This window comes from Exiguobacterium sp. ZWU0009, assembly GCF_000798935.2.
GTDB lineage: Bacteria > Bacillota > Bacilli > Exiguobacteriales > Exiguobacteriaceae > Exiguobacterium_A > Exiguobacterium_A acetylicum.
Genome location: NZ_CP018057.1, coordinates 1,750,766 through 1,774,383, shown reverse-complemented (window position 1 = coordinate 1,774,383; position 23,618 = coordinate 1,750,766). Strand labels below are relative to the sequence as shown.

General features: G+C 45.4%; 30 protein-coding genes. 23 read left to right on the top strand and 7 right to left on the bottom strand.

Features of this window, described 5'->3' with window-relative positions:
- Positions 1-17 precede the first annotated feature (17 nt).
- The 8 genes from L985_RS09410 to L985_RS09375 all read left to right on the top strand — a co-directional run bounded on the left by L985_RS09410 (position 18) and on the right by L985_RS09375 (position 6,329).
- On the top strand, positions 18-422 hold the full coding sequence (locus tag L985_RS09410; RefSeq protein WP_029341845.1) for a MarR family winged helix-turn-helix transcriptional regulator: 405 nt from the start codon (positions 18-20) through the stop codon (positions 420-422).
- Positions 403-747: a DUF3147 family protein gene (locus tag L985_RS09405; RefSeq protein WP_029341844.1), complete on the top strand. Its 345-nt coding sequence runs from the start codon at positions 403-405 to the stop codon at positions 745-747. The genes L985_RS09410 and L985_RS09405 overlap by 20 nt, the downstream gene beginning before the upstream one ends.
- 16 nt (positions 748-763) lie before the next feature.
- On the top strand, positions 764-1,219 hold the full coding sequence (locus tag L985_RS09400; RefSeq protein ID WP_231925623.1) for a GNAT family N-acetyltransferase: 456 nt from the start codon (positions 764-766) through the stop codon (positions 1,217-1,219).
- Positions 1,220-1,275: 56 nt separating this feature from the next.
- Positions 1,276-1,491 (top strand): helix-turn-helix transcriptional regulator, encoded by a 216-nt coding sequence (locus L985_RS09395; RefSeq protein ID WP_047394753.1) that lies wholly within the window; start codon positions 1,276-1,278, stop codon positions 1,489-1,491.
- A complete protein-coding gene (locus tag L985_RS09390; protein WP_051656274.1) occupies positions 1,488-1,841 on the top strand; it encodes a hypothetical protein in 354 nt (117 codons plus the stop codon). The genes L985_RS09395 and L985_RS09390 overlap by 4 nt, the downstream gene beginning before the upstream one ends.
- A 176-nt stretch (positions 1,842-2,017) precedes the next feature.
- Positions 2,018-2,860 carry a BglG family transcription antiterminator LicT gene (gene licT / locus L985_RS09385; RefSeq protein WP_047394750.1) on the top strand — a complete coding sequence of 281 codons (843 nt, stop codon included), beginning with the start codon at positions 2,018-2,020 and terminating at the stop codon, positions 2,858-2,860.
- A gap of 164 nt (positions 2,861-3,024) precedes the next feature.
- Positions 3,025-4,863, top strand: coding sequence for a beta-glucoside-specific PTS transporter subunit IIABC (locus tag L985_RS09380; protein WP_047394747.1), 1,839 nt, complete (start codon positions 3,025-3,027; stop codon positions 4,861-4,863).
- Positions 4,864-4,877: 14 nt separating this feature from the next.
- The gene (locus L985_RS09375; RefSeq protein WP_047394744.1) at positions 4,878-6,329 is read left to right on the top strand and encodes a 6-phospho-beta-glucosidase; all 1,452 of its coding nucleotides are present in this window, start codon (positions 4,878-4,880) and stop codon (positions 6,327-6,329) included.
- A 112-nt stretch (positions 6,330-6,441) separates the two neighbouring features.
- Here the strand turns inward: L985_RS09375 and L985_RS09370 are convergent, their stop codons facing one another.
- Positions 6,442-6,843 carry a VOC family protein gene (locus L985_RS09370; RefSeq protein WP_071908806.1) on the bottom strand — a complete coding sequence of 134 codons (402 nt, stop codon included), beginning with the start codon at positions 6,841-6,843 and terminating at the stop codon, positions 6,442-6,444.
- 87 nt (positions 6,844-6,930) lie between these two features.
- Here L985_RS09370 and L985_RS09365 point away from each other — a divergent pair, with 87 nt between their 5' ends.
- Complete coding sequence (locus L985_RS09365; RefSeq protein WP_158513346.1) at positions 6,931-7,920, top strand: phosphotransferase; 990 nt, start codon at positions 6,931-6,933, stop codon at positions 7,918-7,920.
- Positions 7,921-7,965: 45 nt separating this feature from the next.
- On the opposite strand, the gene L985_RS09360 is transcribed toward L985_RS09365, so the two are convergent.
- Both L985_RS09360 and L985_RS09355 read right to left on the bottom strand, forming a co-directional pair.
- Entirely contained in the window at positions 7,966-8,829 is an 864-nt protein-coding gene (locus tag L985_RS09360) for an NAD-dependent epimerase/dehydratase family protein (protein WP_047394737.1), read from the bottom strand.
- Between the two features lie 6 nt (positions 8,830-8,835).
- Complete coding sequence (locus L985_RS09355; RefSeq protein WP_029341834.1) at positions 8,836-9,018, bottom strand: hypothetical protein; 183 nt, start codon at positions 9,016-9,018, stop codon at positions 8,836-8,838.
- Positions 9,019-9,118: 100 nt separating this feature from the next.
- Here L985_RS09355 and L985_RS16970 point away from each other — a divergent pair, with 100 nt between their 5' ends.
- Positions 9,119-9,268 carry a hypothetical protein gene (locus L985_RS16970; RefSeq protein ID WP_158513345.1) on the top strand — a complete coding sequence of 50 codons (150 nt, stop codon included), beginning with the start codon at positions 9,119-9,121 and terminating at the stop codon, positions 9,266-9,268.
- A 44-nt stretch (positions 9,269-9,312) separates the two neighbouring features.
- Here the strand turns inward: L985_RS16970 and L985_RS09350 are convergent, their stop codons facing one another.
- On the bottom strand, positions 9,313-10,011 hold the full coding sequence (locus L985_RS09350) for a DUF3169 family protein (RefSeq protein WP_029341833.1): 699 nt from the start codon (positions 10,009-10,011) through the stop codon (positions 9,313-9,315).
- Positions 10,008-10,214, bottom strand: coding sequence for a helix-turn-helix transcriptional regulator (locus L985_RS09345; protein WP_023468455.1), 207 nt, complete (start codon positions 10,212-10,214; stop codon positions 10,008-10,010). Before L985_RS09345 ends, L985_RS09350 begins: the two co-directional genes overlap by 4 nt.
- Before the next feature lie 159 nt (positions 10,215-10,373).
- Between L985_RS09345 and L985_RS09340 the strand changes: the two genes are divergently transcribed.
- The 12 genes from L985_RS09340 (at position 10,374) to L985_RS09285 (ending at position 21,024) form a co-directional block, all read left to right on the top strand.
- Positions 10,374-11,972, top strand: a complete 1,599-nt coding sequence (locus tag L985_RS09340) for a M3 family metallopeptidase (RefSeq protein ID WP_084642238.1) — start codon at positions 10,374-10,376, stop codon at positions 11,970-11,972.
- 55 nt (positions 11,973-12,027) lie between these two features.
- On the top strand, positions 12,028-12,468 hold the full coding sequence (locus L985_RS09335; RefSeq protein ID WP_047394729.1) for an NUDIX domain-containing protein: 441 nt from the start codon (positions 12,028-12,030) through the stop codon (positions 12,466-12,468).
- A 96-nt stretch (positions 12,469-12,564) separates the two neighbouring features.
- On the top strand, positions 12,565-13,266 hold the full coding sequence (locus tag L985_RS09330; protein WP_029341830.1) for an ABC transporter ATP-binding protein: 702 nt from the start codon (positions 12,565-12,567) through the stop codon (positions 13,264-13,266).
- Entirely contained in the window at positions 13,263-14,033 is a 771-nt protein-coding gene (locus tag L985_RS09325; protein WP_029341829.1) for an ABC transporter permease, read from the top strand. The genes L985_RS09330 and L985_RS09325 overlap by 4 nt, the downstream gene beginning before the upstream one ends.
- A gap of 10 nt (positions 14,034-14,043) precedes the next feature.
- A complete protein-coding gene (locus L985_RS09320) occupies positions 14,044-14,466 on the top strand; it encodes a cytidine deaminase (RefSeq protein ID WP_047394725.1) in 423 nt (140 codons plus the stop codon).
- A 97-nt stretch (positions 14,467-14,563) separates the two neighbouring features.
- Positions 14,564-15,313: an ABC transporter ATP-binding protein gene (locus L985_RS09315; RefSeq protein WP_047394720.1), complete on the top strand. Its 750-nt coding sequence runs from the start codon at positions 14,564-14,566 to the stop codon at positions 15,311-15,313.
- Complete coding sequence (locus tag L985_RS09310) at positions 15,310-17,754, top strand: ABC transporter permease (RefSeq protein WP_047394717.1); 2,445 nt, start codon at positions 15,310-15,312, stop codon at positions 17,752-17,754. Before L985_RS09315 ends, L985_RS09310 begins: the two co-directional genes overlap by 4 nt.
- Before the next feature lie 29 nt (positions 17,755-17,783).
- Positions 17,784-18,101, top strand: a complete 318-nt coding sequence (locus tag L985_RS09305; protein WP_047394714.1) for a hypothetical protein — start codon at positions 17,784-17,786, stop codon at positions 18,099-18,101.
- Between the two features lie 33 nt (positions 18,102-18,134).
- On the top strand, positions 18,135-18,605 hold the full coding sequence (locus L985_RS09300) for a hypothetical protein (RefSeq protein ID WP_047394710.1): 471 nt from the start codon (positions 18,135-18,137) through the stop codon (positions 18,603-18,605).
- Positions 18,606-18,710: 105 nt separating this feature from the next.
- Complete coding sequence (locus L985_RS09295; protein ID WP_047394708.1) at positions 18,711-19,634, top strand: DMT family transporter; 924 nt, start codon at positions 18,711-18,713, stop codon at positions 19,632-19,634.
- 152 nt (positions 19,635-19,786) lie between these two features.
- Complete coding sequence (locus L985_RS09290) at positions 19,787-20,317, top strand: nucleotidyltransferase family protein (RefSeq protein WP_047394705.1); 531 nt, start codon at positions 19,787-19,789, stop codon at positions 20,315-20,317.
- Positions 20,318-20,337: 20 nt separating this feature from the next.
- Complete coding sequence (locus L985_RS09285; protein WP_148662030.1) at positions 20,338-21,024, top strand: hypothetical protein; 687 nt, start codon at positions 20,338-20,340, stop codon at positions 21,022-21,024.
- A gap of 239 nt (positions 21,025-21,263) precedes the next feature.
- Here the strand turns inward: L985_RS09285 and L985_RS09280 are convergent, their stop codons facing one another.
- On the bottom strand, positions 21,264-22,139 hold the full coding sequence (locus L985_RS09280) for an alpha/beta hydrolase (protein WP_047394698.1): 876 nt from the start codon (positions 22,137-22,139) through the stop codon (positions 21,264-21,266).
- A gap of 144 nt (positions 22,140-22,283) precedes the next feature.
- Here L985_RS09280 and L985_RS09275 point away from each other — a divergent pair, with 144 nt between their 5' ends.
- Positions 22,284-22,898 (top strand): histidine phosphatase family protein, encoded by a 615-nt coding sequence (locus L985_RS09275; RefSeq protein ID WP_047394694.1) that lies wholly within the window; start codon positions 22,284-22,286, stop codon positions 22,896-22,898.
- Between the two features lie 34 nt (positions 22,899-22,932).
- On the opposite strand, the gene L985_RS09270 is transcribed toward L985_RS09275, so the two are convergent.
- A complete protein-coding gene (locus tag L985_RS09270; RefSeq protein ID WP_047394690.1) occupies positions 22,933-23,511 on the bottom strand; it encodes a hypothetical protein in 579 nt (192 codons plus the stop codon).
- Positions 23,512-23,618: the final 107 nt, after the last annotated feature.

The following is a 23,618-nucleotide window of genomic DNA, read 5'->3' as shown; positions in this document are numbered from 1 at the left end:
TATAAGGGGGGAGCATCATGATTTCAGCTGATTTTGCAAAAATTTATTATCAATTACATCCACGGTTCGAAGAAAACCTGTCTCACCAAAGTGTGCGTATTTTGCAATACATTCAATTTGCGGTGAATCCGACGATCAAGCAGATTGCCGAGGCATTTCGCCTCTCACATAATACGACGTCCGAGCACGTCAAAAAGTTGGACAGATTAGGCTATATCGAAAAAAAACGGAATCCAGAAGACCAACGCCAAGTGACGATTGGTTTGACAGACATGGGGGATATAATTGTTCGTCGTCATACGGAACTTGATCCTGAACGGTTAAATCAAGTCCTTGCTACGATGTCAAAAACAGACCAACAGGCGATTGAACAGGCGTTTCGATTGTTGCGGGAGGCGGCAGATGACTGCTTTTCTCGTTAAGGTGTTTTCGAGCGCACTAGTCATTGGTCTTGTTACCGAAGTCGCCCGGCGTTCACCGTCACTGGGTGGTGTGTTGTCTGCATTGCCCGTCGTCAGTCTGATTAGCTTTGCCTGGCTCGTTAAACAGGGAAGTGAACGGGCAGAACTGAGTACATTCTTAAAGAGTGTGTTACTCGGATTACCAGCGACGTTCTTATTGCTTGCCGTCTTATATGGATTGATCCGCTTAGGGATTCCTATTTTTTACAGTATACTCGGTGCAACAAGTCTTTTTATCGTTTGTTGGTATATCCAACGTTACCTACAACAGTGGTGGCAAACCTAAAAAAGGAGACAAAGTAATGATAACCCTTCAAACAAAGCGATTGACGATTCATCCATGTACAGCGAATGACGTGACACGTTTACAACAACAGCACTACGATAACGGACCGGAAGTTCAGCATCATTTGATGTCAATAGCGTCAGATCCCTCGCTACTATACTGGGGCAGCTGGCTCGTCATGACAAAGGATAGTCAAGTAATCGGGGATATCGGATTCAAGGGGAAGCCGGACATACGACAAGCGGTTGAAATCGGTTATGGTCTGTTACCAGCGTATCTCAATCAAGGGTTTGCGACGGAAGCAGTTCAAGCATTGATTAAATGGGCGTTTGAACAAACGGAAGTGACAGGGGTACTTGCGAAGACGGAGTCGACGAATAAAGCATCGATCCGAGTGCTCGAAAAAGCGAGATTGATTCAGGTCGGGAGTGATGATCGATATATCATGTGGAAGCGAACAAAGAGGTTGTAAAGGAAACTTGACAGGTAGTGTGTTATTTACATATAGTGGAATTACGAGGTGGAATCATGAAAAATATAGTCAAGGAGATGCGCGAAGAACGAGGCTGGTCGCAAGGCGAACTGGCAAAACGATTGAATGTGTCGCGTCAGACGGTCATTTCCATTGAAAAAGAGCGGTATAATCCGTCACTCGACCTCGCGTTTACACTAGCTGATCTATTTGAGCGGCGAATCGAAGAAATTTTTACACCGAATCGAACGAGCGAGGAGGGAACAGCATGAAGCGAGTCAATGTGTTCTTAGACATCATTTTAATTGGAGCGGGTCTTTACTTAACAATGACGGATCCAGCGGCTAAAACACTCGGAATCATCCTTGTTTTAGCAGGTGTCACGTCACGTATCACAGGAACGGTATTCTCGCCAACGGAACCGTATGATGAGCGCCAAGGAGCGGTTAAAATCCGTAGTGGACATATCGCTTATCTCGTAAGTATCGGATATCTTTTTTTAATCTTGGTACTCGTTAATCTGTCGATCATTCAAGACATTCAATTTGCTCTGTTACTAGCATTAGGAGGACAACTTTTATTCTTTCCGCTTGTATTGCTGTACGTGAATCGAAAGATGTGAAGAATTAAATGTTTATAAAAATGATGCTTGTAACCGTTATCAAAAATGGTATAGAATGTAATGGAATAGGGATTGTTACTGGTCAAGCAGGCGAAACCCAAATCAGCGATCACTGGAACCGTGAGTGACGTTTGATTTGGGTTTTTCTATTTTTTCGATTTGGAAGGAGGTCACCTATGATCATTCATCAAATTTTCAACAACAATGTCATCAGTGTATTTGACGAAGCAGGGCGTGAGCGAGTCGTCATGGGGAAGGGGATCGGATTTAAACGGAATTCAGGGCAGGCGATATTAGCCTCCGATGTTGAAAAAGTCTTTTATCTCGATGATGCTGGCAATCATGAACGATTTAAATTACTACTTCAAGAAATTCCTGAAGAAATCATCGTCTTGACTGATGATATCGTAACGATTGCTAAATTGACGCTTGGAAAAAAACTCAATGAACTTGTCTATATCGCTCTTGCCGATCATTTACATTTTGCATTAGAACGTCATGAAAAAGGTTTAGAGATCAAAAATGTATTGCTTTGGGAGATTAAACGTTTATATCAAGATGAGTTTAGTGTTGGTCTGCAAGCACTTGAACTAGTTGAAGAAAAATTCAATATCATATTACCTGAAGACGAAGCAGCCTATATTGCACTTCACATCGTGAATGCTGAATTAAACGAAGAGATGCCGAACATCGTCTCAATGACAAAAGTCATTCAAGAAGTATTAAATCTCGTAAAATACCACTTTGCATTAGAATGGGATGAGAATGCTCTCGCCTATCATCGTTTTGTTACTCACCTTAAATTTTTTGCACAACGACTCGTGTCACGAACCGAATACGAAGGAGATGAGAGTGCGCTTTTCGATTTAGTGAAAATGCAATATCCAAAGTCCTATGTCTGCACTGAAAAAATCGCTACCTTTATTCAGACAAAATATGATTATCGGTTGACGGATGAAGAGAAACTGTACCTAACGGTTCATATCACAAGGTTAATCAAAGAAAAAAAGAAAGGTTGACATATAAATGTATAATTGTTATTATATGTTTAATAAATATATTTAATGGGATTGTTACTGGTCAAGCAGGCGAAACCTAGGTGAAACAAAACGTATTTTCATGAAATACGTTACTTGTTCTCATCTGGGTTTCTTTTTGTGTCTATCAACTATGGAGGTGTCTTATGAAATACGATCAATTGGCAAAAGAAATCATTGAATCTGTCGGAGGCGAACAAAACGTTAGTTCACTTGTTCATTGTGCGACCCGTCTACGTTTCGTACTTAAAGACAAAGTAAAGGCTGATAAATTAAAACTTGAAAAACTAGAAGGTGTCATTGCAGTAAAAGAGAGCGGAGGGCAATTTCAGGTCGTTGTCGGAAATACAGTACCTGAGGTATATCAAGCAATTGGGAAACAAACAAAGCTGATGGAGGAGTCAACAGACACTAGTGAGATAAATGAAAAAGGAAACATTTTTGGTCGAGCAATCGATATTATTTCAAGTATCTTTACGCCATTGCTTGGTGTCATGGCGGGAGCTGGTATCTTAAAGGGGTTACTTGCGATTGCGACGAATGCAGGTTGGTTAATTCCTACTGAAACTACGTATATTATTTTAAATGCTACAGCGGATAGTCTCTTTTACTTTTTACCTATTTTGTTAGCGGTTACATCAGCGCGGAAGTTTGGTGCGAATCAATTTGTTGCCATGACAGTAGCAGGTGCCTTGATCTATCCGACAATCATTCAACTGAAGACGGATGCAGTCGCGACGACATTCTTCGGTATACCCGTGACGATGATGTCATATACCTCTACGGTCATTCCAATCATTCTTGCCGTTTGGGTTATGAGTTATGTTGAAAAATTCTTCAATCGACATATCCATGAGAGTGTTAAAAATTTTGTTACACCTTTGATTGCTCTCATTACAATCGTTCCATTGACATTAATCGTGTTTGGACCAATCGGCGTCACGTCAGGCGACTTGATTGCTGCGTTCATTTTAAAGGTATTAGCATTTAACCCAATTTTAGCAGGGGCGTTTATTGCTGGTGTATGGCAAGTCCTTGTCATTTTCGGTATTCACTGGGGAGTCGTTCCGATTTTCATCAATAACATTGCGACTAAAGGATATGACTATATCAAACCAGCAACTGCTCCAGCAATTTTTGCACAGGCAGGAGCTTCATTCGGTGTCATGCTTCGTTCAAAAAATAAAAAGTTAAAGACATTAGCAGGATCTACGGGAATTACCGCATTATTCGGTATTACAGAGCCAGCTGTATATGGAGTTACTTTACGCTTAAAGCGCCCTTTCATTGCAGCGGTCATTAGTGCAGCAGTAGGTGGAGGAATTGTAGGACATTTTGGAAGTGTAGCGGTAGCTTCTGGTCCTCCGGGATTATTGACATTACCCGTCTTCATTGGAGATAGTATGACAGCATTTTACGGGTTATTAATTGGTGTCGGTGTCTCATTCTTATTATCGATGGTCTTAACATACATCCTTGGATTTGAAGATGATCCAATTGAAAAAGAAGCGGAAATAAATGTTCGTCCATCAACAGAGATGACGATTCCAAGCCCAGTGTCAGGTCAAATCGTGTCTCTCGAAAAAGTTTCGGATAGTGTGTTTGCAAGTGGAGCGATGGGACAAGGTTTCGCAGTCGTTCCGACTGAAGGAAAAGTCGTTGCCCCAGTGTCAGGTCAAGTAACTGCTATATTTGCAAGCAAACATGCAATTGGTATTCGATCAGAGGACGGAATGGAGATTCTCATTCATGTTGGGATTGATACGGTACGCTTAGATGGAACTCACTTCGAATTACACGTCACACAAGACCAGAAAATCGAACCAGGAGATGTATTAATCACTTTTGATATGGAATCGATTCAATCGGAAGGGTATGACATCATCACACCTGTGATTTTCACGAATTTATCAGAAGAACGACAAATTACGATTGACCAAGATCAAATTTCAGTGAGTAAATACAATAAACCTGCTTTTGCATAAGAAAGGATGAGACGATGCAATTTCCAAAAAACTTTTTATGGGGTGGCGCTATTGCTGCCAATCAAGCAGAAGGTGCCTATTTATCCGATGGAAAGGGATTATCTTCCGTTGATTTAATTCCTAGTGGGTCAACTCGAAGAGCCGTCATGAAAGGAGACTTATCACATTATGAGCCGCTCCCAGAACTAACTTATCCATCCCATGATGCGATTGATTTTTATCATCGCTACAAGGAAGATATTGCGTTATTCGCTGAAATGGGATTTAAAGCACTTCGTCTATCGATTTCATGGGCGCGTATCTTTCCAAATGGTGATGAAGAACAACCAAACGAACAAGGATTGAAGTTTTACGATGATGTGTTAAATGAATTATTAACATATGGAATTGAACCGGTTGTCACGATGGCGCATTTTGATGTTCCCGTTCATTTAGTAGAGCATTACGGAAGTTGGCGCAATCGAAAGATGGTTACATTTTTCGAACAATATGTGAAGACGATTGTATCCCGGTATCATTCAAAAGTTCGCTATTGGATGACTTTCAATGAAATAAATATGTTGTTCCACCTTCCTTATATGGGAGCTGGATTAGTATTCGTTGAAGGAGAGAATCGGCAACAAATTCAGTATCAAGCAGCACATCATCAATTGGTGGCGAGTGCGCGTGCCGTGGAAATTGCTCATACGATTAATTCGGATCTTCAAGTTGGGTGTATGTTAGCAGCAGCCATGACATATCCTTATACCTGTAACCCAGATGACGTCGAAAAAGCGATGGAACGTGATCGTGAGAATTTCTTCTTCATTGATGTACAAGCTCGCGGTGCCTATCCTGGTTATGCATTAAGACAATTGAAAGATGCTGGAATTGAAATTCAGATGGAACCAGGTGATATTGAACTATTGCGCAACCACACAGTGGACTTTATTGGCTTTAGTTATTACTCGAGTCGCTGTATCAGTACTGATCCAGAAATACTGAATAAGATGACGGCGGGGAATGTGTTCCCGACTGTTAAAAATCCATATCTAAATCAATCGGAATGGGGATGGACGATTGATCCGAAAGGACTCCGTTTAACGGCAAATCAGCTATACGACCGTTATCAACTTCCTTTATTCATCGTCGAAAATGGATTAGGAGCATTTGATGAATTGGATGGTGAAGGAAACATTCAAGATGACTATCGAATTGCTTATTTAACAGATCATATACGCGCAATGTACGAATCGATACAAGACGGTGTTGAACTTATCGGTTACACGAGTTGGGGATGTATTGACCTTGTTAGTGCTTCTTCCGGAGAATATGCAAAACGGTATGGCTATATCTATGTAGATCGTCATGATGATGGCAGTGGAACGAATCGAAGACAAAAAAAGGCGTCATTTGATTGGTATAAAAAAGTAATTGCATCAAATGGTGCCTTTATAGAAAATCAAAAACATATTAAAATCAAATAAAAGTATAGCTAACGACGTGGATCTAGAAATGCTTAGATTACAAATCGTTAGCTTTTTACTTATGATTGGGATTCTTTCATAAAAAAATCATTAATAAAGATATTTTCAAGATTCAACCATGAATCGCAAACGTATCCCGTAACTCGATGATTGTTCCTTCGGGTGCTTTTAATTTGCTGAGATGACCATCGACGACGAAGTAGATGTTTCCGCCGTGTTTCGGTAAAAATGGCATCCCGAGTTGTTCTAGACGTGTTACTTCTTCTTGCAAGTCGTCAACGTAAAGTGCGAAATGGACGGGACCCGCTGCTTGTTTCGTATAATCGGTGAACGGCTGACCCGATTTGGGTGTTTGCAACTCGATATAGAAGTCGCCGAGACGTAACCAGCTGTTAAAGTCACGGTCGTGAAACCCAGGCGACTCTTGAACAAGCGAGAATCCGAGCTGTTCATAAAATTGTTTAGACGCAGCATAATCCGTTGTCTGAATACAGATGTGATGAATTTGTTTCATACTAAAAACCTTCCTTCGTGTTCAATGAAATCATGCAGAACTAGTGTAGCATTTCACGGATCGGTTGGAACGAACGAAATGGAGAATATGATGCAACAAACGATGAATTTGATTTGTGAACGATTTTTATTAGGGCAAATGATTAGCGAACCTGTACGATTGACAGGCGGACTCTTGCATGAGACATGGCGACTACAGACGACGACTGGATCTTACGTCTTAAAGCGATTGAATCCGGACATCATGCGACGCCCTGAAGCACGAAATAATTTTAAGATGTCAGAAGCGGTCGCCATGCAAGCGTCATTTCACTTAGCAGCATTACCGGCACGTTGCATCAACGATCAAGCGGTACAGACGATTGACGGATCGGATTACCTTTTGTTTGACTGGATCGATGGCAAGACGTTATCAACCGACCAGCTTCGATCGGCACATGCACGACAAATCGGAGTTCAATTAGGACTATTGCACGGTCTTTCCATAGCGACGACTGGCTTTATAAAGCCGGATACCTCAATTACTTCAATCGATTGGAACGGTCATTTAGAAGAAGGAAAACGGCAGCAAGGAAAGTGGCTGCAGCTATTCATGGAAGAGCAGGAACATTTGCAACGAATTGAAAGATTAGCACAGAAAGCACAGAAACAACTGCCAGTAGACTGGATCGTCAGTCATCGTGATCTCGATCCAAAGAACGTCCTCTGGACACCAACGGGTCCAGTCCTGATTGACTGGGAGTCTGCGGGTCTGATTCATCGAGCCGTCGACGTGTTCGAGACAGCCTGTTATTGGTCGAAGCAGGAAAACGATACGTTCGACAGCGTTCGATTTAACGCATTTCTTGACGGTTACGCAACAAATCAAGTTTTGCCTGATGTCGACTGGACGCACGTCATCGATAGCAGTGTTCAAGGAAAGCTGGACTGGCTGAATTTTAATCTGGAGCGCTCACTCGGGAAAAGTGGGATCCCTGAAGCGGAACGAGTACTTGGAACAGAACAAGTCGTTTTAACAATAAAAGAATTACGAGCGCACGACCGGAATCTCTGGATCAAGTGGATGTCGGTAAGATAAGCGTAAATGAGGCACCGAATCACTCGATTCGATGCCTCTTCGTTATTAAAACGATTTGACCAACTGTTCAATAGTTGATTCAGGAGTGCGAATCGGAATATAACCAAGTTGCTTGATTCGGTCATTCGCAAATGTCGCGTGTTCCGCTGCACGCTTCGGTATTTGGTACGGCTTGTCACTTGCTGTGATCAACTTCATCCGGAAATCCGTCTCAGGTAGATTCGAATCGATTGCATTGAAGATATCCCCATTATGCGCATTTGTTGCGGCAAGGACGATCATTTCGACTAGATTATCCGTATGGACCCACGGGACGACATCATCCGGATGCACCCAGGTAATCACATCCGCCTCCTTCATCCGCTCGACTTGACGATCCCCCCAATAGGACTGCTCCTCGGCACAAATTGATCCTGGGCGTAAGATGATTAAATCGGAATCGGGTGTGTTTTCCTGTAACAGGCGTTCGGATTCCTGCTTTGTATGGATGTAGACGTGCTCGGACGGTAGGAGCGGTGACGTTTCCGTAAAATGTCCACTCACGACTTCGCCGTACACGGAAGTCGTCGAGATGTGAACGATGCGCTTGACACGAGCTTTTGTCGCAGCATCCGCGAGATGTTGTACACCAGTGACATTTGCTTCCTGTGCTAAATCGGGATCATCTCCGAGATAGGCAGCACAGTGAATCAACAGATCGACGCCTTGAAGTGCTGTAAGAAGCGAATTCGGATCACCGAGTTTACCGATGACTGCGTGGACACCTTTGAAGGCGTGTTGATCCGCTTGTTCCTGAGAGCGATACAAACCGCGTACTTCACGCGCTTCTTTTAGAAAACGTCGCGCAACACGAGAACCAAGCGTTCCGGTCATTCCTGTAACTAAAATCGTACTCTCTTTCAGGTTCATAAGTGCTTACCCCTTTGACTCTGTCTTTTCAGCGAAACATTGCTCACAAATGAAACGTCCTTCGCTTTTTAGGTATGCTTTGACTTCCGTCATCCCGCGATGTTTCGGATAGCGCATCTGGATGTAGACTTTTTCGTTTCCTTCAATCGTTTTGCCGCAATGAATACATGTCGGTTCTTTGCCGAACATCCTAACGCCCCCTGATTATTTTTATCTTCTACCTTATCGTAAAGGAAAAACAAAGGTGTTGGAAGAATAAAGTAAAAAAGGAATCTAAAGGAGGGTGTCTATGATCTTCATTGCTATTTTTCTCGCCGTTGGTGGAGTCGCCTGGTTCATTTCAGCGCGGAGTCAATCGAAACATCGCTCGCTCGACGATCAGGAATATACACTGAATCAACATGATGTCCATCAACAACAAAATCATCGTGATTTTTGAAGGCATATAAAGGAGCACCCGGTCGACGGACCGGATGCTCCTTTTTAGCGATTGCGTACATGGAGAAAATATTTTGCGTTGCTCCAGATCAAGGCGAAAATCAATAAGCTGATCGCGAAGATCTGAGATTGACCGGTCTCATATGAATACACGACCAATACGACGATAATACCCATTAATAGGAGTTGCAAAGAAGATTGTGAACGGATGAGTCCTTCTAACATGACGTGTCGCTCGCCGTCATCTGAAGCAGCGAACAGCTTTTTGATATAGTTTGTTTCCGAGTACTTCGGGAACTGACGGTCCGGATATATATGATGCATGAGATTAAGATAAAAAACAGAGACAAGACTACTGATGATAAAAAAGAGTCCGCTCAGTATCAAATGAAGTCCGAACTGGTTTTCAATGATGCTAAATGATGCAAGTCCGATGCTGAGAAGATTGGAGAACTGCACGATCATCATGCCGTCCGCATAGTAGCGATTCACTTGATCGTCAATCGCGTCCTCTTCGTTGGAAGAAACGGAGCGTCGAGTCAATTGACGAATTTGCAAATAGCGTACGATGTAACTGAGAGTCAAGATCGTCAAGATAACGAAAAGACCAGTGAATATGTAATCAAGATAGAGCGATCGTTCAAACTGTGACAAATGCGTATTTTTGAGGACAAACATAACGATATAACTACTAATGAAACCGAGTAATCCTGCGATGATGACCTTGACTGCTTCCTTGTTCATGTTAATTCCTCCTCATCGAAATAAAAGATGTCTTCTAGCGGTGTGTCAAACACACGAGAAATTTTGACGGCGATCAGTAGCGACGGCATGAATTCTTCGCGTTCGATTAAGCTGATCGTCTGGCGAGAAATGTTCGCGCGCCGTGCCAGTTCAGACTGATTCCATCCGTGGCGAGCACGTAATTCTTTTAAACGGGATTTCATATAGGGATTCACCTCCTATATAATGTAACTTATCATAGTCTTTTTGACAACGATAATAGTCAAAAAAGACAACATAATAGTCATTTATTCGTAAAATGATCATATCGTTGGCATAAACTGTATACTGGAATAAGTTGAAAGGAGATGTGAAATCCGTCGATGAAATCTCAGTCATGTATAAACAATGTTATTAATAATGATGAGAATGTTACGCACCAGATTGCTTCGATTCTCCAAATGGAAGAGACATTGCTCAAACAAAAAATCACGTATCTCCAGGACGTGACAGACTCGGACGCAACTAATACATACGAACAAGGACGTCAGCAGCTATCAGACAAACTCGATACGTTAAGACATTCGGTAAAAATGAATTTTATCTCGCGCGACGACGTTCCGATTCGAACGCGAGCACTCTGGAAACAGTCACTAAGAGCGACGTCTGTGACGGAAGAGGAAGCACGTCTCATTCAAGAGTATCTCCAGAATGAGGCAACGATGCTGACAGAAGCGGGAGAAGTGGTTTCTGATCTCTATGCCGCCTTATTTGATGCAGATGAGCCGACACGGAAACAAGCATTCTTATCGATTGAGGAAGCGTTCCGGACGAATGAATCTGTCATTCAACGATTATTTTCGCAACTCGTCGACTTGCGACAAGCGCGTGCTTCTGCAAGGCATCAGTCGGGATACGAAGAATTAGCTTTTGCGGAGCTCGGACGTATCGATTATACAAGCAAGGATGTCGATCATTACGCCAGCATCATTCAAACTTATTTTCTGCCGGTTAAACAGCGATTTCAGCTCGAGCAACAAACGTTTCTCGGCAAACAGGCGCTCCATCCGTGGGACGTTCGGCAATCGGCCTATACGCAGATTGATCATCATGTAACCGGGTCTGATACTTCATTCTTAGATAAGGCACAAGCAATCCTCGAGAGCGTGCATTTATATTTTGCTGACGTATTAAGAGAAATGCGACATACAAATCATCTCGATATCGGTGCCCGGTCGAATAAAGCGGGCGGAGGGTTTTGTGAGTATTTACCGGTCGAACAACAATCGTTCCTATTCATGAATCGCATCCATACGTTTGATGATCTCGTCATCTTTATGCATGAGATCGGGCATGCCGTCCATCATGATGCGATGAAAGAGACGTATGATGGACTACAACCGATTCCGCTTGAAGTAGGGGAATTCGCTGCTATGTCACTTGAGTTGTTGTCGATGAACGAGTGGCACCAAGTGATTCCAGGTCGAAAAGACGTTGCCCGAGCGAAACTCGAACAGATTCGTTCCATAGTGGAGTTTTTGCCACAAACGATTATCGTTGATCGTTTCCAGTCGTGGCTCTATGCTCACCCGGACCATCTGCCGGAAGAGCGCCAAGTTTCTTTTGCTCGTCTCCGGGAGACGTATGATACGGACGTCATCGATTGGTCGGAAACGCTCGATTGGAAAGGCCTCGAATGGATGAGTGTCATTCATCTCTTTGAGACGCCATTTTATTACATTGAATATGCGATAGCCCAAATTGCTGCTCTTCAGTTGTATCACTGTTTTACGAAAGATCCTGACCAAACGATGAAGGACTTCCTTGCAGCTTTAGCGCTTAGTCACACCCATTCGATTCAAGACGTCTATGCGAGAGCGGGAGTATCCTTCTTACCAAGTGATGCGGAAATGAAAGAGTTGATTGCGTTCCTAGAAGGTCAAATTGAAATTTGGACAAATGAGTTAGAAAAGACATATTAAAAACAACACGCTTTGATCAGAAATAGCAGATGTACAAAACGATAGGAGGATGAACATGAACACACGAAAAAACATTGTTTATGCGACCTTATTCAATGCCACAGGCAGTCAGTTATTGATGGTTGAAAATCGTGGCGATCACGGTGACTACTATACATTGCCCGGTGGGACGGTCGAACGTGACGAAACGTTACATATGGCAATCGCGCGTGAAGTATTAGAAGAGACAGGATTTACCATCATCCCAGGTGACATCGTCCATGTGGCAGAAGCATTCTTTCCGCAAGCGGGGGAACATTGTCTCTTTTTCTTCTTCGCGGGAGAAATCACTTCCGGTCAATTGCAGACGAATGTCCCAGAAGAAATTTCCGGACTCGTCTGGATGGACCGTGAAGAAGCGTTCAAACACCTCAATTTACCGGAAGCGTCAAAAGAATCGCTCTTTGCTGGTCGAACGGTACCATATGATTTTGCCGGAGAGATCATTCACGCGTAAGGAAGTGTTGCTTGACGTACTAAGGTGACGGATTTTCGGGTACAACATTACAGGAGCATTACCCGAAATTTGTAGAAAGTCAGGTGAACACACAGTATGTCGATTCTTACGTTTCACGAAGTCAGCTATCAACACATCTTACACGAAATAACGGGTGAGTTCCGAGAAGGTGTCATTACGACGCTCGTCGGACCGAGTGGTGCCGGAAAATCCACGACATTGAAACACATCAACGGACTTATTTCTCCCGATCGCGGCGAAATTTGTTTTCGAGGCGAACCACTCGAGCAGATGAATCTGCTCGACGTCCGCAAACGGATCGGAATGGCGTTCCAAAGCGCGCCGATGATTCCAGGTACCGTCTACGATAATATCAATTTACCGAAATCGATCTTCGGGGAATCGTTGCCACGCGAGGAGGCGGAACGCTTGCTACAACAAGTCGAACTATCCGTCGAACTTGAGCGACCGGTCAAAGATTTGTCCGGTGGCGAACGAAGCCGACTTGGAATCGCACGGACACTCGTCAATCGTCCAGACGTCCTGTTGCTCGATGAAATCACGGCAAGTCTCGATTACCGAATGGTACAAGAGATTGAGAAGCTAATCCTTGATCTACAGCAGGAGTTACAGACGACAATCATTTGGATTACGCATGACTTAGAGCAAGCAAAGCGGGTCAGCGACGACGTCTGGTTTTTAAAGGATGGACGATTGATCGAGTCTGGTGATTTTAAAGAACTCGCTTCAAGTGGTCAAGCCGAGACGCAAGCATTCTTGAAGGGGGAATCGGTATGAGTTACCTCCAACTGGCAACTTCGCTAATCTTCATTCTGATCCCCCTCGTCTTAGCACGGACGTTACAGCTTGGTTTAGAGAAGGACATCATCATCGCAACCGTTCGATCAATCGTCCAACTCTTGATCATCGGTTACATTCTGACGTTCGTCTTTGAGAGCGGCAGTCCAATTTTCATGTTACTCATGATTCTGTTGATGATCGGTGCAGCGACACTGAACGTCATCCGTAAAGGGGACGGGATTCCTGGGATCCAGTGGATCATCTTGTTGACACTGATTGCGGTCGAAGCATTGACGATGGGCATTTTGCTTGGATTACAAATCATTCCGTTTGAAGCCCAGCAAGTCATTCCGATCAGCGGGATGGTCATTGGGAACTGTATGATTTTGTCCTTATTGTTTCTTAATAAGTTCAAGGACGAGGTCGAACGAAGCGACGAGGTCATTGAACTGATTCTTTCGCTTGGTGGAGATGCGAAGACAGCGATTGATACGAGCTTAAAAGGCGCGATTCGGACAAGTATGATTCCAACGATTGAAGCGCAAAAAACGATGGGCCTCGTCCAACTGCCAGGGATGATGAGTGGGTTGATCATCGGTGGCGCGGATCCGATGGAAGCAGTCCTTTATCAACTATTGATTCTATTCCTGATCTTGACGACGGCGGCGATGGCATCGGTCCTCGTTGGTTTTCTATCCTACCGTCGACTGTTCAATGAAAAAGCACAATTCATCGGTTTGACCTATAAGAAAAAAGACACGTAAGGAGCACGTTATGCAGACTTATCCGATTACAGAAGCCGACCTACAACTGGTCGAACTAGCAACCGAAACGATTCAAAGCCGTTACGCTGACGATAAACATCACGTCGCAGCTGCGTTGCGGACAAAAGATGGCGCGACGAAAACGGGTGTTCATGTCGAAGCCTATATCGGACGGGTGACGGTGTGCGCGGAAGCCATCACGATCGGTTCCGCCATCACGGATGGATTGACGGATTTTGAGACGATCGTCGCTGTCCGACATCCTTATTCGGATGAGACGGACCGAACGATTCGTGTCGTCAGTCCGTGCGGCATGTGTCGCGAATTGATTTCCGATTATGCACCGGACGCGTTTGTCCTCTTGACGATCGACGATCAGTTGACGAAAGTCCGGATCGCGGATTTGATTCCATTGAAATATGTCCGACAATAACCAGTAACTCCTCGTCGTTTGGATGAGGGTTTTTTTTGCATTTACTTCTAAAAAATCCTTATTATGGTTATGATAAAGACGGAATAATTAAGGAGGGATTTGCGTGTCAGCTTTATTAGAAGTCGAACGGTTATCAAAAACCTACATACGTGGAACGGAGACGATCCATGCGTTGAAGCAAGTCAGCTTTACGTTAGAGGAAGGAGGATTCATCGCCATCATGGGCACGAGTGGCTCCGGGAAAAGTACACTGTTGAATATCCTGGGAGCGCTTGACGCGCCAACCAGCGGAACGTTGACCTTAAAAGAAAAACGGCAACGCGACATCTTCACTGAACCTGCTGCGACGTTATACCGACAACAACATATCGGCTTCATCTTTCAATCGTTTCATTTACTCGATGACTTGACGGTGCATGAGAATATCGCCTTACCGTTGATGTTGAAGGGGACGGATGATAAAACGATCAATCAAGAGGTAGAGACTTGGCTCAAACGAGTCGGACTGACGAAGTGGAACAATCATCGACCGCAAGAGCTGTCGGGTGGACAACAACAACGTGTTGCGATCGCACGTGCCTTGATCAGTCGACCACCGATCATCTTAGCGGATGAGCCGACGGGGAACCTCGATTTCAAGACATCTGCTGAAATCATGCAATTGCTACAAGAACTCAATCGCGAACAACAAACGAGTATCCTGCTCGTGACCCATGATGCGACCGTAGCTGCTCATGCGAAACGTGTGCTGTATTTCCATGACGGACAGCTCGTTGCCGATCAGCTGTCGACCGGAGACGTGGCGCCGATCTTAGAGACATACGAGCAGTTCGTGGGGGCTGTATGAAACGACAACATCTCTTCCGTCTTTCGCACCGACTGTACCGTAAAAGTCCGATGATTTTAGTGACCTCAATCGGAAGCGTCATGATTTCGATTGGTCTTGTCTTAACGATGGTCATTTTTTTACTACATAATCAAGCCGCAATCGAAGCGGATCGTGAACAAAGATACGGTCAAGTCGATCTGACGGTCAAATATACACCTGAAGATGAGCAGGCGGATCAGTCCGTGTTTGAGCAACTTAAAAAGGATCACGATGGCTTGGACGCAGAGTCGATCTTACAGACGACAGCGCGCGTCGCTGGTCAAACGATGGCCGACGTGGAAACGATGGGAGTTCATTCGGATGCTCTGACGAAAAGTCGGTATCATTTCACGAACGATTTGAAACAGGGAGAAGCGATCGTGTCAGCTCGACTCGCGACGTCGCTTGATCGTAGTGTCGGACAAACGCTTCGCGTTGGAGAAGCGACGTATCGAATCCGTGAGATTTTACCAAATACAAAAACGCCTGAAGCTTCGCACGATCAAGTCTTGCTTTCGTATGCTGATCTGAAAAAGAACCATCCAATCGAAACGAAAGCCGTCTTGCTCAATCTAAAAAAAGAGGTGGATTTCGTCCACTATGCCGATAGACTCGTCAAAGCGAATCCGAAGCTCCGGGTTGAACTTGCGGAGGGGCAAGCGCTCTCACCGGCGCTGAACGGCTACATCGGAATCTTGTCAGTACTGATCCTTGTCGTCTCCGGTTTCATCTTGATGGCGAACTTCGACTTGTATTTACGTAAACATGCTGTTCAATTTGCGATTATGCGGACGCTTGGAGCAACGACCCGGCAATTGTTTCAGCTGTTCTTCGTTCAATCTGGATTGATTGTCTTAGCCGGAATGATGCTTACGATTCTAGGCAGTATTTTCTTCCCGTTACTCGGTCAACTCGTATGGCCGACAGAGGGTAAAATGATCGTCTCCCTCATGATTGAACAGGGAGCGTTTTTGATGCTCATCACGATCGGTAGTGCTTTGTTGATTCTGCTGTTGCTTGCGAGTACGGCTTATCGAAAACGGGATGTGTTACCACTCCACGTCTTGCGAGAAAATCTGAAAACGGCGTCACGACCGACTCGACGAAAACGTCTCGTCCTGTTCAGTAGTGGATTGACTGTCAGTTTGGTGTTGTTCGCTGAAGTGATTTCCAGTACGGATGGGTCACGGGCAATCGCCTGGCTCGGTGCAACCGTCGCCTTTTTACTGACGATGTACCTTGCGACGCCACTCCTCTTGAAGGGAGTGCTCCAGCGAGCGGAACCGATTGTTCGTCGGTTAGCGGGACCGACGAGTTTCGTTGCCTTCCGGGGCGTGTTACCGCAACTACGGAAAAATGCTTGGTTGATGCTGATCGTTCAAGTATTGATGATCATCGTCGTCATCGGCTCGACGTTCCTTGAGACGGTGCAACAAAACGAGCGGAAGTACATCATCAGCCAATATCCGACAGAAGTCGTCCTAAAGAGTCGTTTGGATGAAGGATCGCAAGGAAACCCGTTGCAATTGATTCGACAAATTGAAACCGACCTACCTGGCGCAAGAGCGACCTTCCTGTCGTCTCGCAATTCCTTCGAATACCAGTCGCCTCAAGAAGATGTCTCGATCGAATACGAAGTGACGGATTATCGTCGTCTTGATGTCTTAGCGGGAGAGCAGACGAGTGACACAGAAGGAATCATCGTCTCACGCGCCTTTGCTAAAACACACAGTCTTCAAAAAGGCGATATGTTGCCAATCGGGCGATGGGACGGGGAACAAGAACGAAACGTTTCGGTCGGTCAATTCCGAATCGTTGGAATTGAAAAGAAGATAGCACCAGACGTCCTCGTGGATTGGCGGAACGAGCAACTGCGGCAACCAAACGATCACATCTTGAATGTCTTTATCGACGTTCCGTCCGAGTTAACGAAGGCGCAAGTGACCACAACATTATTAGAGATCACAGAAAGTTATCCGACATTGCAAGTGAATCGACTATCTGACGCACTTCGCGATGCGGAGCAACAAACGACGGAACGCTGGTTCGTCTTCTTGATTGCGCTTGTCGTCATGAGTGGATCCGTCTGGTTCGGACTTGCAAACGCCTTACTCAGTTTCGTGAGTGGAAAACGAGGTGAATACGCATTGCTACGAACGATTGCGTTGACACGGAACAAGCTCCGTCAGCTTACACTCCTTCAAATGCTCTTATTCATTGGGAGCGGCATCACCTTTGGACTGATCAGTGGTCTTGGTGCGACCTTCTTCGTGACACGGATTGATGATGCGGGATCATTTTACTTCAACGTACCGACGATTGCCGGAACCATTGTCGGTTTAATAGTGCTTGTCATAAGCATCGCTTGGTTCGTCACCCGACGAAAGCAGGAAAACATCGTTCACGAATTGAAACAGTAAGTAAGGGCACGTGAACCGGGGGGATCGAAATGCGAAAAACGATCGGGGCGATTCTATTACTCGTAATAATTAGCGGTGTCGGCTGGTGGATGATCGCAGATGAACGGGATGCGACCTATGAACAGATTGTTGAAGTACAAGTCGTTCGACACGTGACGAAGCAGTTCGGACGCGATGATATCGCATCGGTCAAACCGTACTTCGTAGCGTCGGAATCATCGAAATCACGACGTCATCAGATTGCCGTTCAGCTGAAGTCGGCACCGACGGGAGAATACCGGATGTATCGTGTACTTCAAAATAAAGTCGAGTACATCGGTCGATCACGGACCGTTCGACCGAATTAATAGTAGACGTCACATCCGTTTGGGGGAATATAGGTGAAAACGAAAGCCGAACGCATCGCGTTCATTCAAGAAGAAAAGCGTCAACTCATCAAACCACGTTTGTACAGCTCGTTGCTGTACGGCGTCAGTATCTTATTAGTCGTCGCCAATCGTGACGTATACTGGCCATTGTTCTTTTTACTTGTGGCATTGGTCTGGATTGCGCGGATTCACTCACAAGAAGTCGAACGTGATATGGCATTAACGGTAGAACCACAGATGAAGAAAATCATTCAATGGCAGTATGTGACCGATTTTCTGTTCGTGATCTTAATGGGATTATTCTTCCCGCTGATCATCGTATTCGACTTGCCATTCTTCCTCAGTTTTGCCGTCTATGTCGTCCTTGCGATTGTTTTGCTCGTATCCGATATGTTGCTTGAACGAAACGGAAAACGTCTCGATGCTGAGCATCCGACGAAGAAGGAACTGCGGACGTATCCGAAATCGTGGAAAAAGATCTAATCCGTGGAGCCGGTCGATGAACCGGCTCCTTTTTGAGCATTCCGGTCGCCTCAGCTTGTTCGACTGCCGTATGATGAAGGGGCACATGAAGAAGGAGGTCCTCGAATGCTTGCAATCATCATTGGATTTATTATCGGTCTACTCGTACCGGTTCAAACGAGTGTCAATACACGACTACGGAGCGTCGTGGGATCGCCGTTCCTCGCTTCACTGATTTCCTTTTCGATCGGCTCACTCTTCTTACTGATTCTCGTGTTGCTCGTCGATGGGAATCTCACAGGTCTTACGGCTACTGCCGATGAACCGTTCTGGATTTGGGGTGGGGGGTTGCTCGGCGTCATCTATTTGACTGGGAACATCTTGTTGTTTCCGCGACTCGGAGGCGTCCAAACGGTCATCATGCCCATTTTCGGTCAGGTCATCATGGGACTGTTGATCGATCATTTCGGATTGTTTGAGTCAACGGTCACCTCACTTTCGCTGACACGAGTCATCGGCGCAGTGCTTGTGTTACTCGGTGTCGTCGGGACGGTCGCGCTAGGTGACTATTTCGCACGACGGCGCAAGCAACAGGTGACATCATCAGAAAACTCGTTGCTTGTCTGGCGTCTGCTCGGAATTCTGACGGGTATGATGAGTGCTGCCCAGACGGCGATCAATGGTCATCTCGGAAGTGTTCTCGGGTCAGCCGTCAAAGGAGCCTTGATTTCATTCGTCATCGGTACAATCACCTTGTTATTGCTGAATCTGATCCTCCGAACGAAGTGGCACATCGATCGTTCGCAATCCTTACCTGCTTGGATCTGGATCGGGGGATTGATCGGTGCACTGTTCGTTGCCGGGAATGCTTTCATCGTTCCACTCGTTGGTACAGGGCTCGCCGTCGTCATCGTTACGATTGGTTTACTGACCGGCAGCCTATTGATTGATCGTTTCGGTTGGTTCGGTGCAAAAAAACAACCGGTCACCGGTGTGCAAATCGTCAGTCTACTTGTCATGCTAGCTGGTATCGTGTTGATCCGCATTTAAAAACAGTTCGTTCGAACGTAAGGTTGCATACGTTGAGAACGAGCTGTTTTCAATCATTTCTTAAAAAACACAGGAAATGATTTCCTGATAGAGGAATTGAGGTAAACTGAAGCAAGAATCATCAAATAGAAAGTAGATGCGAGGGGAAACGAATGGATCAATCTGATATCGAACGACGATTACAGGAAGATTTGGAATTACAACAAATGCTAGATATCGTAGAACGACTAGATCTACCGGATTGGTGGATCTGTGCCGGTGTCTTACGTTCGAAGATTTGGAACATCGAACGACAGGCGACATCGGACATCGATATCGTCTATTTTGATCCTACTGATCTTTCGGAAGCCACGGAAAAACGTCATGAAGAACAGTTACGAAAATTATTGAATTTGCCGTGGTCTGTTAAAAATCAAACGCGAATGCATCTCGTCAATGGATTACCACCTTATCAGTCCGTAACGGATGCGATTTCGCGGTTCCCTGAGACCGTCACGGCAATCGGCGTAACGAGACGACCCGATTTTGAACTCTATCTTCCATACGGTGCAAGTGACTTTACTCATCGGATCATTCGACCGACGCCACCTTTTCAAATCGGTACCGCGCGTCATTCGATTTTTCAGCGACGAGTGATCGAAAAAGGATGGCAAGACGACCCAGGTCTACAAATATGTAAATGAAACAAGAAGGAGCTTATGTGATGAAACGAATCAGTTATAAAAAAACGATACCGCTTATACTAGTAGGACTCCTCTGTATCAGCGGGTGCGCACCGGAAAAGAATGTCGAGGTGAAAGAAAAGATTCACGTTGATGGTACGAGTTTGTTCGACAGTGGCTCCTATCCGACTGCTGTAGAGACGGCCGAACATCAGTTTAAATATGACTTGAGTGACAAGTCCACCTATACGTTAAAGCAAGACGATTTCCGAGTGGACGCTCGGTTCGGTGACTATAATTTACTGCTAGCAAGCGTCATCGATGGACGATTCGATTCGCTGATGATTTATGAAAAGAAGTCGAACTGGATGTTAAGCAGTTCTATGGATCTCATTCGGGATCAATCCACGAAAGGCGAGTCGATCGAAGGGAGTCTAGCGTGGGAAGGAAACAAGAAAAAAATGACGACGAAACTTGTTACGAATCGTCATTATACGGTAATTGAGACACGACTGAAAAGTGAGCAGATTCCGGCACGATTTGGAAAACGGGTACGTACCATCAACGGATTGAAGGTACACGTTCAAAAGCAAGGGAAACAGCTCAATCTTGCCTACCAAAACGGAAAAGACGTAATGTGGATCGTCAGTGATCGACCGGAAGAGACAACCATGCGATTGATTCAGAAATCACTAGACAGTCCGATTGACTCGCTTCTCACCGAGTAGAAAAAAAGAATGACGCGTCTTTTCACGCCCTTTCCTCAGGCGAGACACAAGACCCGCTTACCTGCTTTATTCAAGCAGGTAAGCGGGTCTTGTTTGTCTCTGACAGCGCAAAAATGCGCTTTTTCCTGTAGGAGTGGCGTGAAACGCGTCATTCTTTATTTACGCGATAAGGGTAGCAGATGATTGTTCTGCCACCCTTATCTTTGTAGAGACTGACTTTTGAGTCAGCCCCCTTATACTTACGAACGATAGACGGACTTGAGGTAATCCGCGATACGTTGCCAAGCCTGAAGCGCCGCGTCTAAGTCACCGTGGTGTGTAAAGGCATGAGCTTGACCAGCGAATTCCTGGTGTTCAACAGCGACACCTGCCGACTGAAGGCGTTTTGCATACTGCCGCGCCTCCTGCGCCAGCGAGTCGTGCTCCGCCGTCAGGACGAGCGTCTGTGGTAACGCATCGAGTTGAGCCGCATAGAGTGGCGAAGCGAGGTGGTGGTATGCGTCTTCCGATCGCGCGATGTACATCGCATTGAACTGCCGTGCTTGCTCAGCCGGTATCGCTTCCTCGAAGAACGGTTTGTCCGCGGGGTCCGTCGCGAGATCAAGCGGAGGATAGTCCAGAATTTGAGTGATGAGCGGCACAGGATCTGTCTGCTCAGCGTTCCATAACGATACGGCAGTCGCGAGATTGCCACCGGCACTATGCCCTCCGATTGCGATACGTGAAGCATCGAGGCGTAGCGTATCAGCATGTTGGAAAATCCACTGAACGACTTCATAGGCGACGTGGACCGGAGTGGGAAATGGATGCTCCGGCGCTAACGGATACTCAATATTGAGAACATGACAGTTGGCGGTCTCAGCGAGAAACAAATTCCATGGTTCATCCATCTCTGGCGTTCCGGTGATGAAACCACCGCCATGAAAACTGATGAATCCAGGTAACGGTTCTACTGCATCGATTGGCGAGTGGCACAACACTCGAACGTCTCCGACTGAAGTCGGCACTTGTAGCGTAGTCGTGGTCGCTTGCGGTGAATGAGGAGGTGTGACTTGAGGACGTTCCTCATCTGAGCGGATTTGTTTGGCAAGGTCAATCATCTCTTGGCGATTCATCGAATTCCTCCTTTAGGTCTATCTTCATCATACCGAACGGATGGGAGAATTTCTCTTCTAGATTCGTTTTCTTTAGTTGCAGGAAAAAACAGCCAGAGTTTGATACACTTTTGAAAGAAACTAGAAATCGAAAGGATGGAACAGATGCCAACACTTTACATGACGCGTCATGGCGAGACGGAATGGAACTTAGAAAAACGAATGCAAGGCTGGGAAGACTCTCCCTTGACAGCAAAGGGCAGGCAAAATGCGCGGGACCTTGGTCACCGCTTACGTGAAATGCACCTGGATCACCTCTATATCAGTCCGATTGGTCGCGTCCGAGAAACAGTTCGAATGATGGATCTCGATCCAGCGATTCCGGTCACCATCGACGATCGATTGCGTGAAATGCACATGGGAGCCTGGGAAGGGAGGACAGCAGCGGAAATTGAAGTCGCGCATCCACTTGCTCATGCTGCATTTTGGCAAACGCCGCATACGTACATACCGGAGAGTGGAGAATCCTTTGACGCGGTCCGCGAGCGCATCCTATCATTTTTGGAACAACTGGCTGACCATAAAGAAGACGAAAACATCTTAATCGTCACGCATGGCATCTTCCTTAACATCTTGCTGACACATCTTCAACGTAAGCCGTTCGCGACATTATGGGATCCGCCGTTCATTCATGGAACGAGTTTGACGATCGTCGAATATACGGATGGGGAAGCCATAATCCGATTAGAAGCTGACATGTCGCACGTCTTGACGGACTAAAAACAGCGGACTTTTTCTCGGTCCGCTGTTCTCCTTATCGTGATTTCGTCAAATAAATCAAAATCGCGCCTTCTTGTTTTCTGACCTTTAGGTGAGGGGAGGATAACGTGTCGATCGAGCGACCGATGATCGATTCTCCTGTCGTGTAGCGTTTGAGTAATAAGGGATAGAACGAAACATTCATCTGTTTCTGATCATTGAATTGACCGCTGTCAGTCTGGAGATTTTGAGGTAAGGTGTACGCCGTTTTCGTCTCAGGAATACCATTCTTCGCATCAAGCGAATACGTAAAGGCATGCGAATTATTGAGCAGGTTCAAATCATATGTCAACTGGAACGGCGTGCGATCGTATGTACCGGCAGGAATCGATTTGTCAATCAGCACCTCTGGTGGTTTTGTATCGTCAAATTGGACCGCTTTGAGCTGAAGTGGGCGATCGAGTGTACCAGTCAAGAAAAATGTCCGCTGTTGCTGCGACTCGTCCTTTGCGGTAGAGGGTGTAATCGAAAAGGAAGACTTCTTAATCTTGACGGTTTCTTTTGGAAGGACAGTTGCTTCCGTTGTGCAACCAGCAAGCAACAAGGGAAGGGTGAATAAAAGCGCATATTTCATGACGTGTTCCTCTTTTCCATAGTCATAGTAAATCGGGATAAAATTAAATATTCAAAAAATTAGAAATGATACCTAGATTATACCAACTATGTTCTCGCTAAATAAAG

Excerpts from the sequence above, each read along its gene's own strand:
- L985_RS09360 (WP_047394737.1), bottom strand. The coding sequence starts at position 8,829 with ATGAACCTGAAAGAGAGTACGATTTTAGTTACAGGAATGACCGGAACG.
- L985_RS09325 (WP_029341829.1), top strand. The coding sequence starts at position 13,263 with ATGAGTTACCTCCAACTGGCAACTTCGCTAATCTTCATTCTGATCCCC.
- L985_RS09290 (WP_047394705.1), top strand. The coding sequence starts at position 19,787 with ATGGATCAATCTGATATCGAACGACGATTACAGGAAGATTTGGAATTA.
- L985_RS09390 (WP_051656274.1), top strand. The coding sequence starts at position 1,488 with ATGAAGCGAGTCAATGTGTTCTTAGACATCATTTTAATTGGAGCGGGT.
- L985_RS09370 (WP_071908806.1), bottom strand. The coding sequence starts at position 6,843 with ATGAAACAAATTCATCACATCTGTATTCAGACAACGGATTATGCTGCG.
- L985_RS16970 (WP_158513345.1), top strand. The coding sequence starts at position 9,119 with ATGATCTTCATTGCTATTTTTCTCGCCGTTGGTGGAGTCGCCTGGTTC.
- L985_RS09285 (WP_148662030.1), top strand. The coding sequence starts at position 20,338 with ATGAAACGAATCAGTTATAAAAAAACGATACCGCTTATACTAGTAGGA.
- licT (WP_047394750.1), top strand. The coding sequence starts at position 2,018 with ATGATCATTCATCAAATTTTCAACAACAATGTCATCAGTGTATTTGAC.
- L985_RS09305 (WP_047394714.1), top strand. The coding sequence starts at position 17,784 with ATGCGAAAAACGATCGGGGCGATTCTATTACTCGTAATAATTAGCGGT.
- L985_RS09275 (WP_047394694.1), top strand. The coding sequence starts at position 22,284 with ATGCCAACACTTTACATGACGCGTCATGGCGAGACGGAATGGAACTTA.
- L985_RS09320 (WP_047394725.1), top strand. The coding sequence starts at position 14,044 with ATGCAGACTTATCCGATTACAGAAGCCGACCTACAACTGGTCGAACTA.
- L985_RS09395 (WP_047394753.1), top strand. The coding sequence starts at position 1,276 with ATGAAAAATATAGTCAAGGAGATGCGCGAAGAACGAGGCTGGTCGCAA.
- L985_RS09405 (WP_029341844.1), top strand. The coding sequence starts at position 403 with ATGACTGCTTTTCTCGTTAAGGTGTTTTCGAGCGCACTAGTCATTGGT.
- L985_RS09365 (WP_158513346.1), top strand. The coding sequence starts at position 6,931 with ATGATGCAACAAACGATGAATTTGATTTGTGAACGATTTTTATTAGGG.
- L985_RS09380 (WP_047394747.1), top strand. The coding sequence starts at position 3,025 with ATGAAATACGATCAATTGGCAAAAGAAATCATTGAATCTGTCGGAGGC.
- L985_RS09310 (WP_047394717.1), top strand. The coding sequence starts at position 15,310 with ATGAAACGACAACATCTCTTCCGTCTTTCGCACCGACTGTACCGTAAA.
- L985_RS09280 (WP_047394698.1), bottom strand. The coding sequence starts at position 22,139 with ATGAATCGCCAAGAGATGATTGACCTTGCCAAACAAATCCGCTCAGAT.
- L985_RS09335 (WP_047394729.1), top strand. The coding sequence starts at position 12,028 with ATGAACACACGAAAAAACATTGTTTATGCGACCTTATTCAATGCCACA.
- L985_RS09355 (WP_029341834.1), bottom strand. The coding sequence starts at position 9,018 with ATGTTCGGCAAAGAACCGACATGTATTCATTGCGGCAAAACGATTGAA.
- L985_RS09410 (WP_029341845.1), top strand. The coding sequence starts at position 18 with ATGATTTCAGCTGATTTTGCAAAAATTTATTATCAATTACATCCACGG.
- L985_RS09270 (WP_047394690.1), bottom strand. The coding sequence starts at position 23,511 with ATGAAATATGCGCTTTTATTCACCCTTCCCTTGTTGCTTGCTGGTTGC.
- L985_RS09375 (WP_047394744.1), top strand. The coding sequence starts at position 4,878 with ATGCAATTTCCAAAAAACTTTTTATGGGGTGGCGCTATTGCTGCCAAT.
- L985_RS09400 (WP_231925623.1), top strand. The coding sequence starts at position 764 with ATGATAACCCTTCAAACAAAGCGATTGACGATTCATCCATGTACAGCG.
- L985_RS09340 (WP_084642238.1), top strand. The coding sequence starts at position 10,374 with ATGAAATCTCAGTCATGTATAAACAATGTTATTAATAATGATGAGAAT.
- L985_RS09295 (WP_047394708.1), top strand. The coding sequence starts at position 18,711 with ATGCTTGCAATCATCATTGGATTTATTATCGGTCTACTCGTACCGGTT.
- L985_RS09350 (WP_029341833.1), bottom strand. The coding sequence starts at position 10,011 with ATGAACAAGGAAGCAGTCAAGGTCATCATCGCAGGATTACTCGGTTTC.
- L985_RS09330 (WP_029341830.1), top strand. The coding sequence starts at position 12,565 with ATGTCGATTCTTACGTTTCACGAAGTCAGCTATCAACACATCTTACAC.
- L985_RS09345 (WP_023468455.1), bottom strand. The coding sequence starts at position 10,214 with ATGAAATCCCGTTTAAAAGAATTACGTGCTCGCCACGGATGGAATCAG.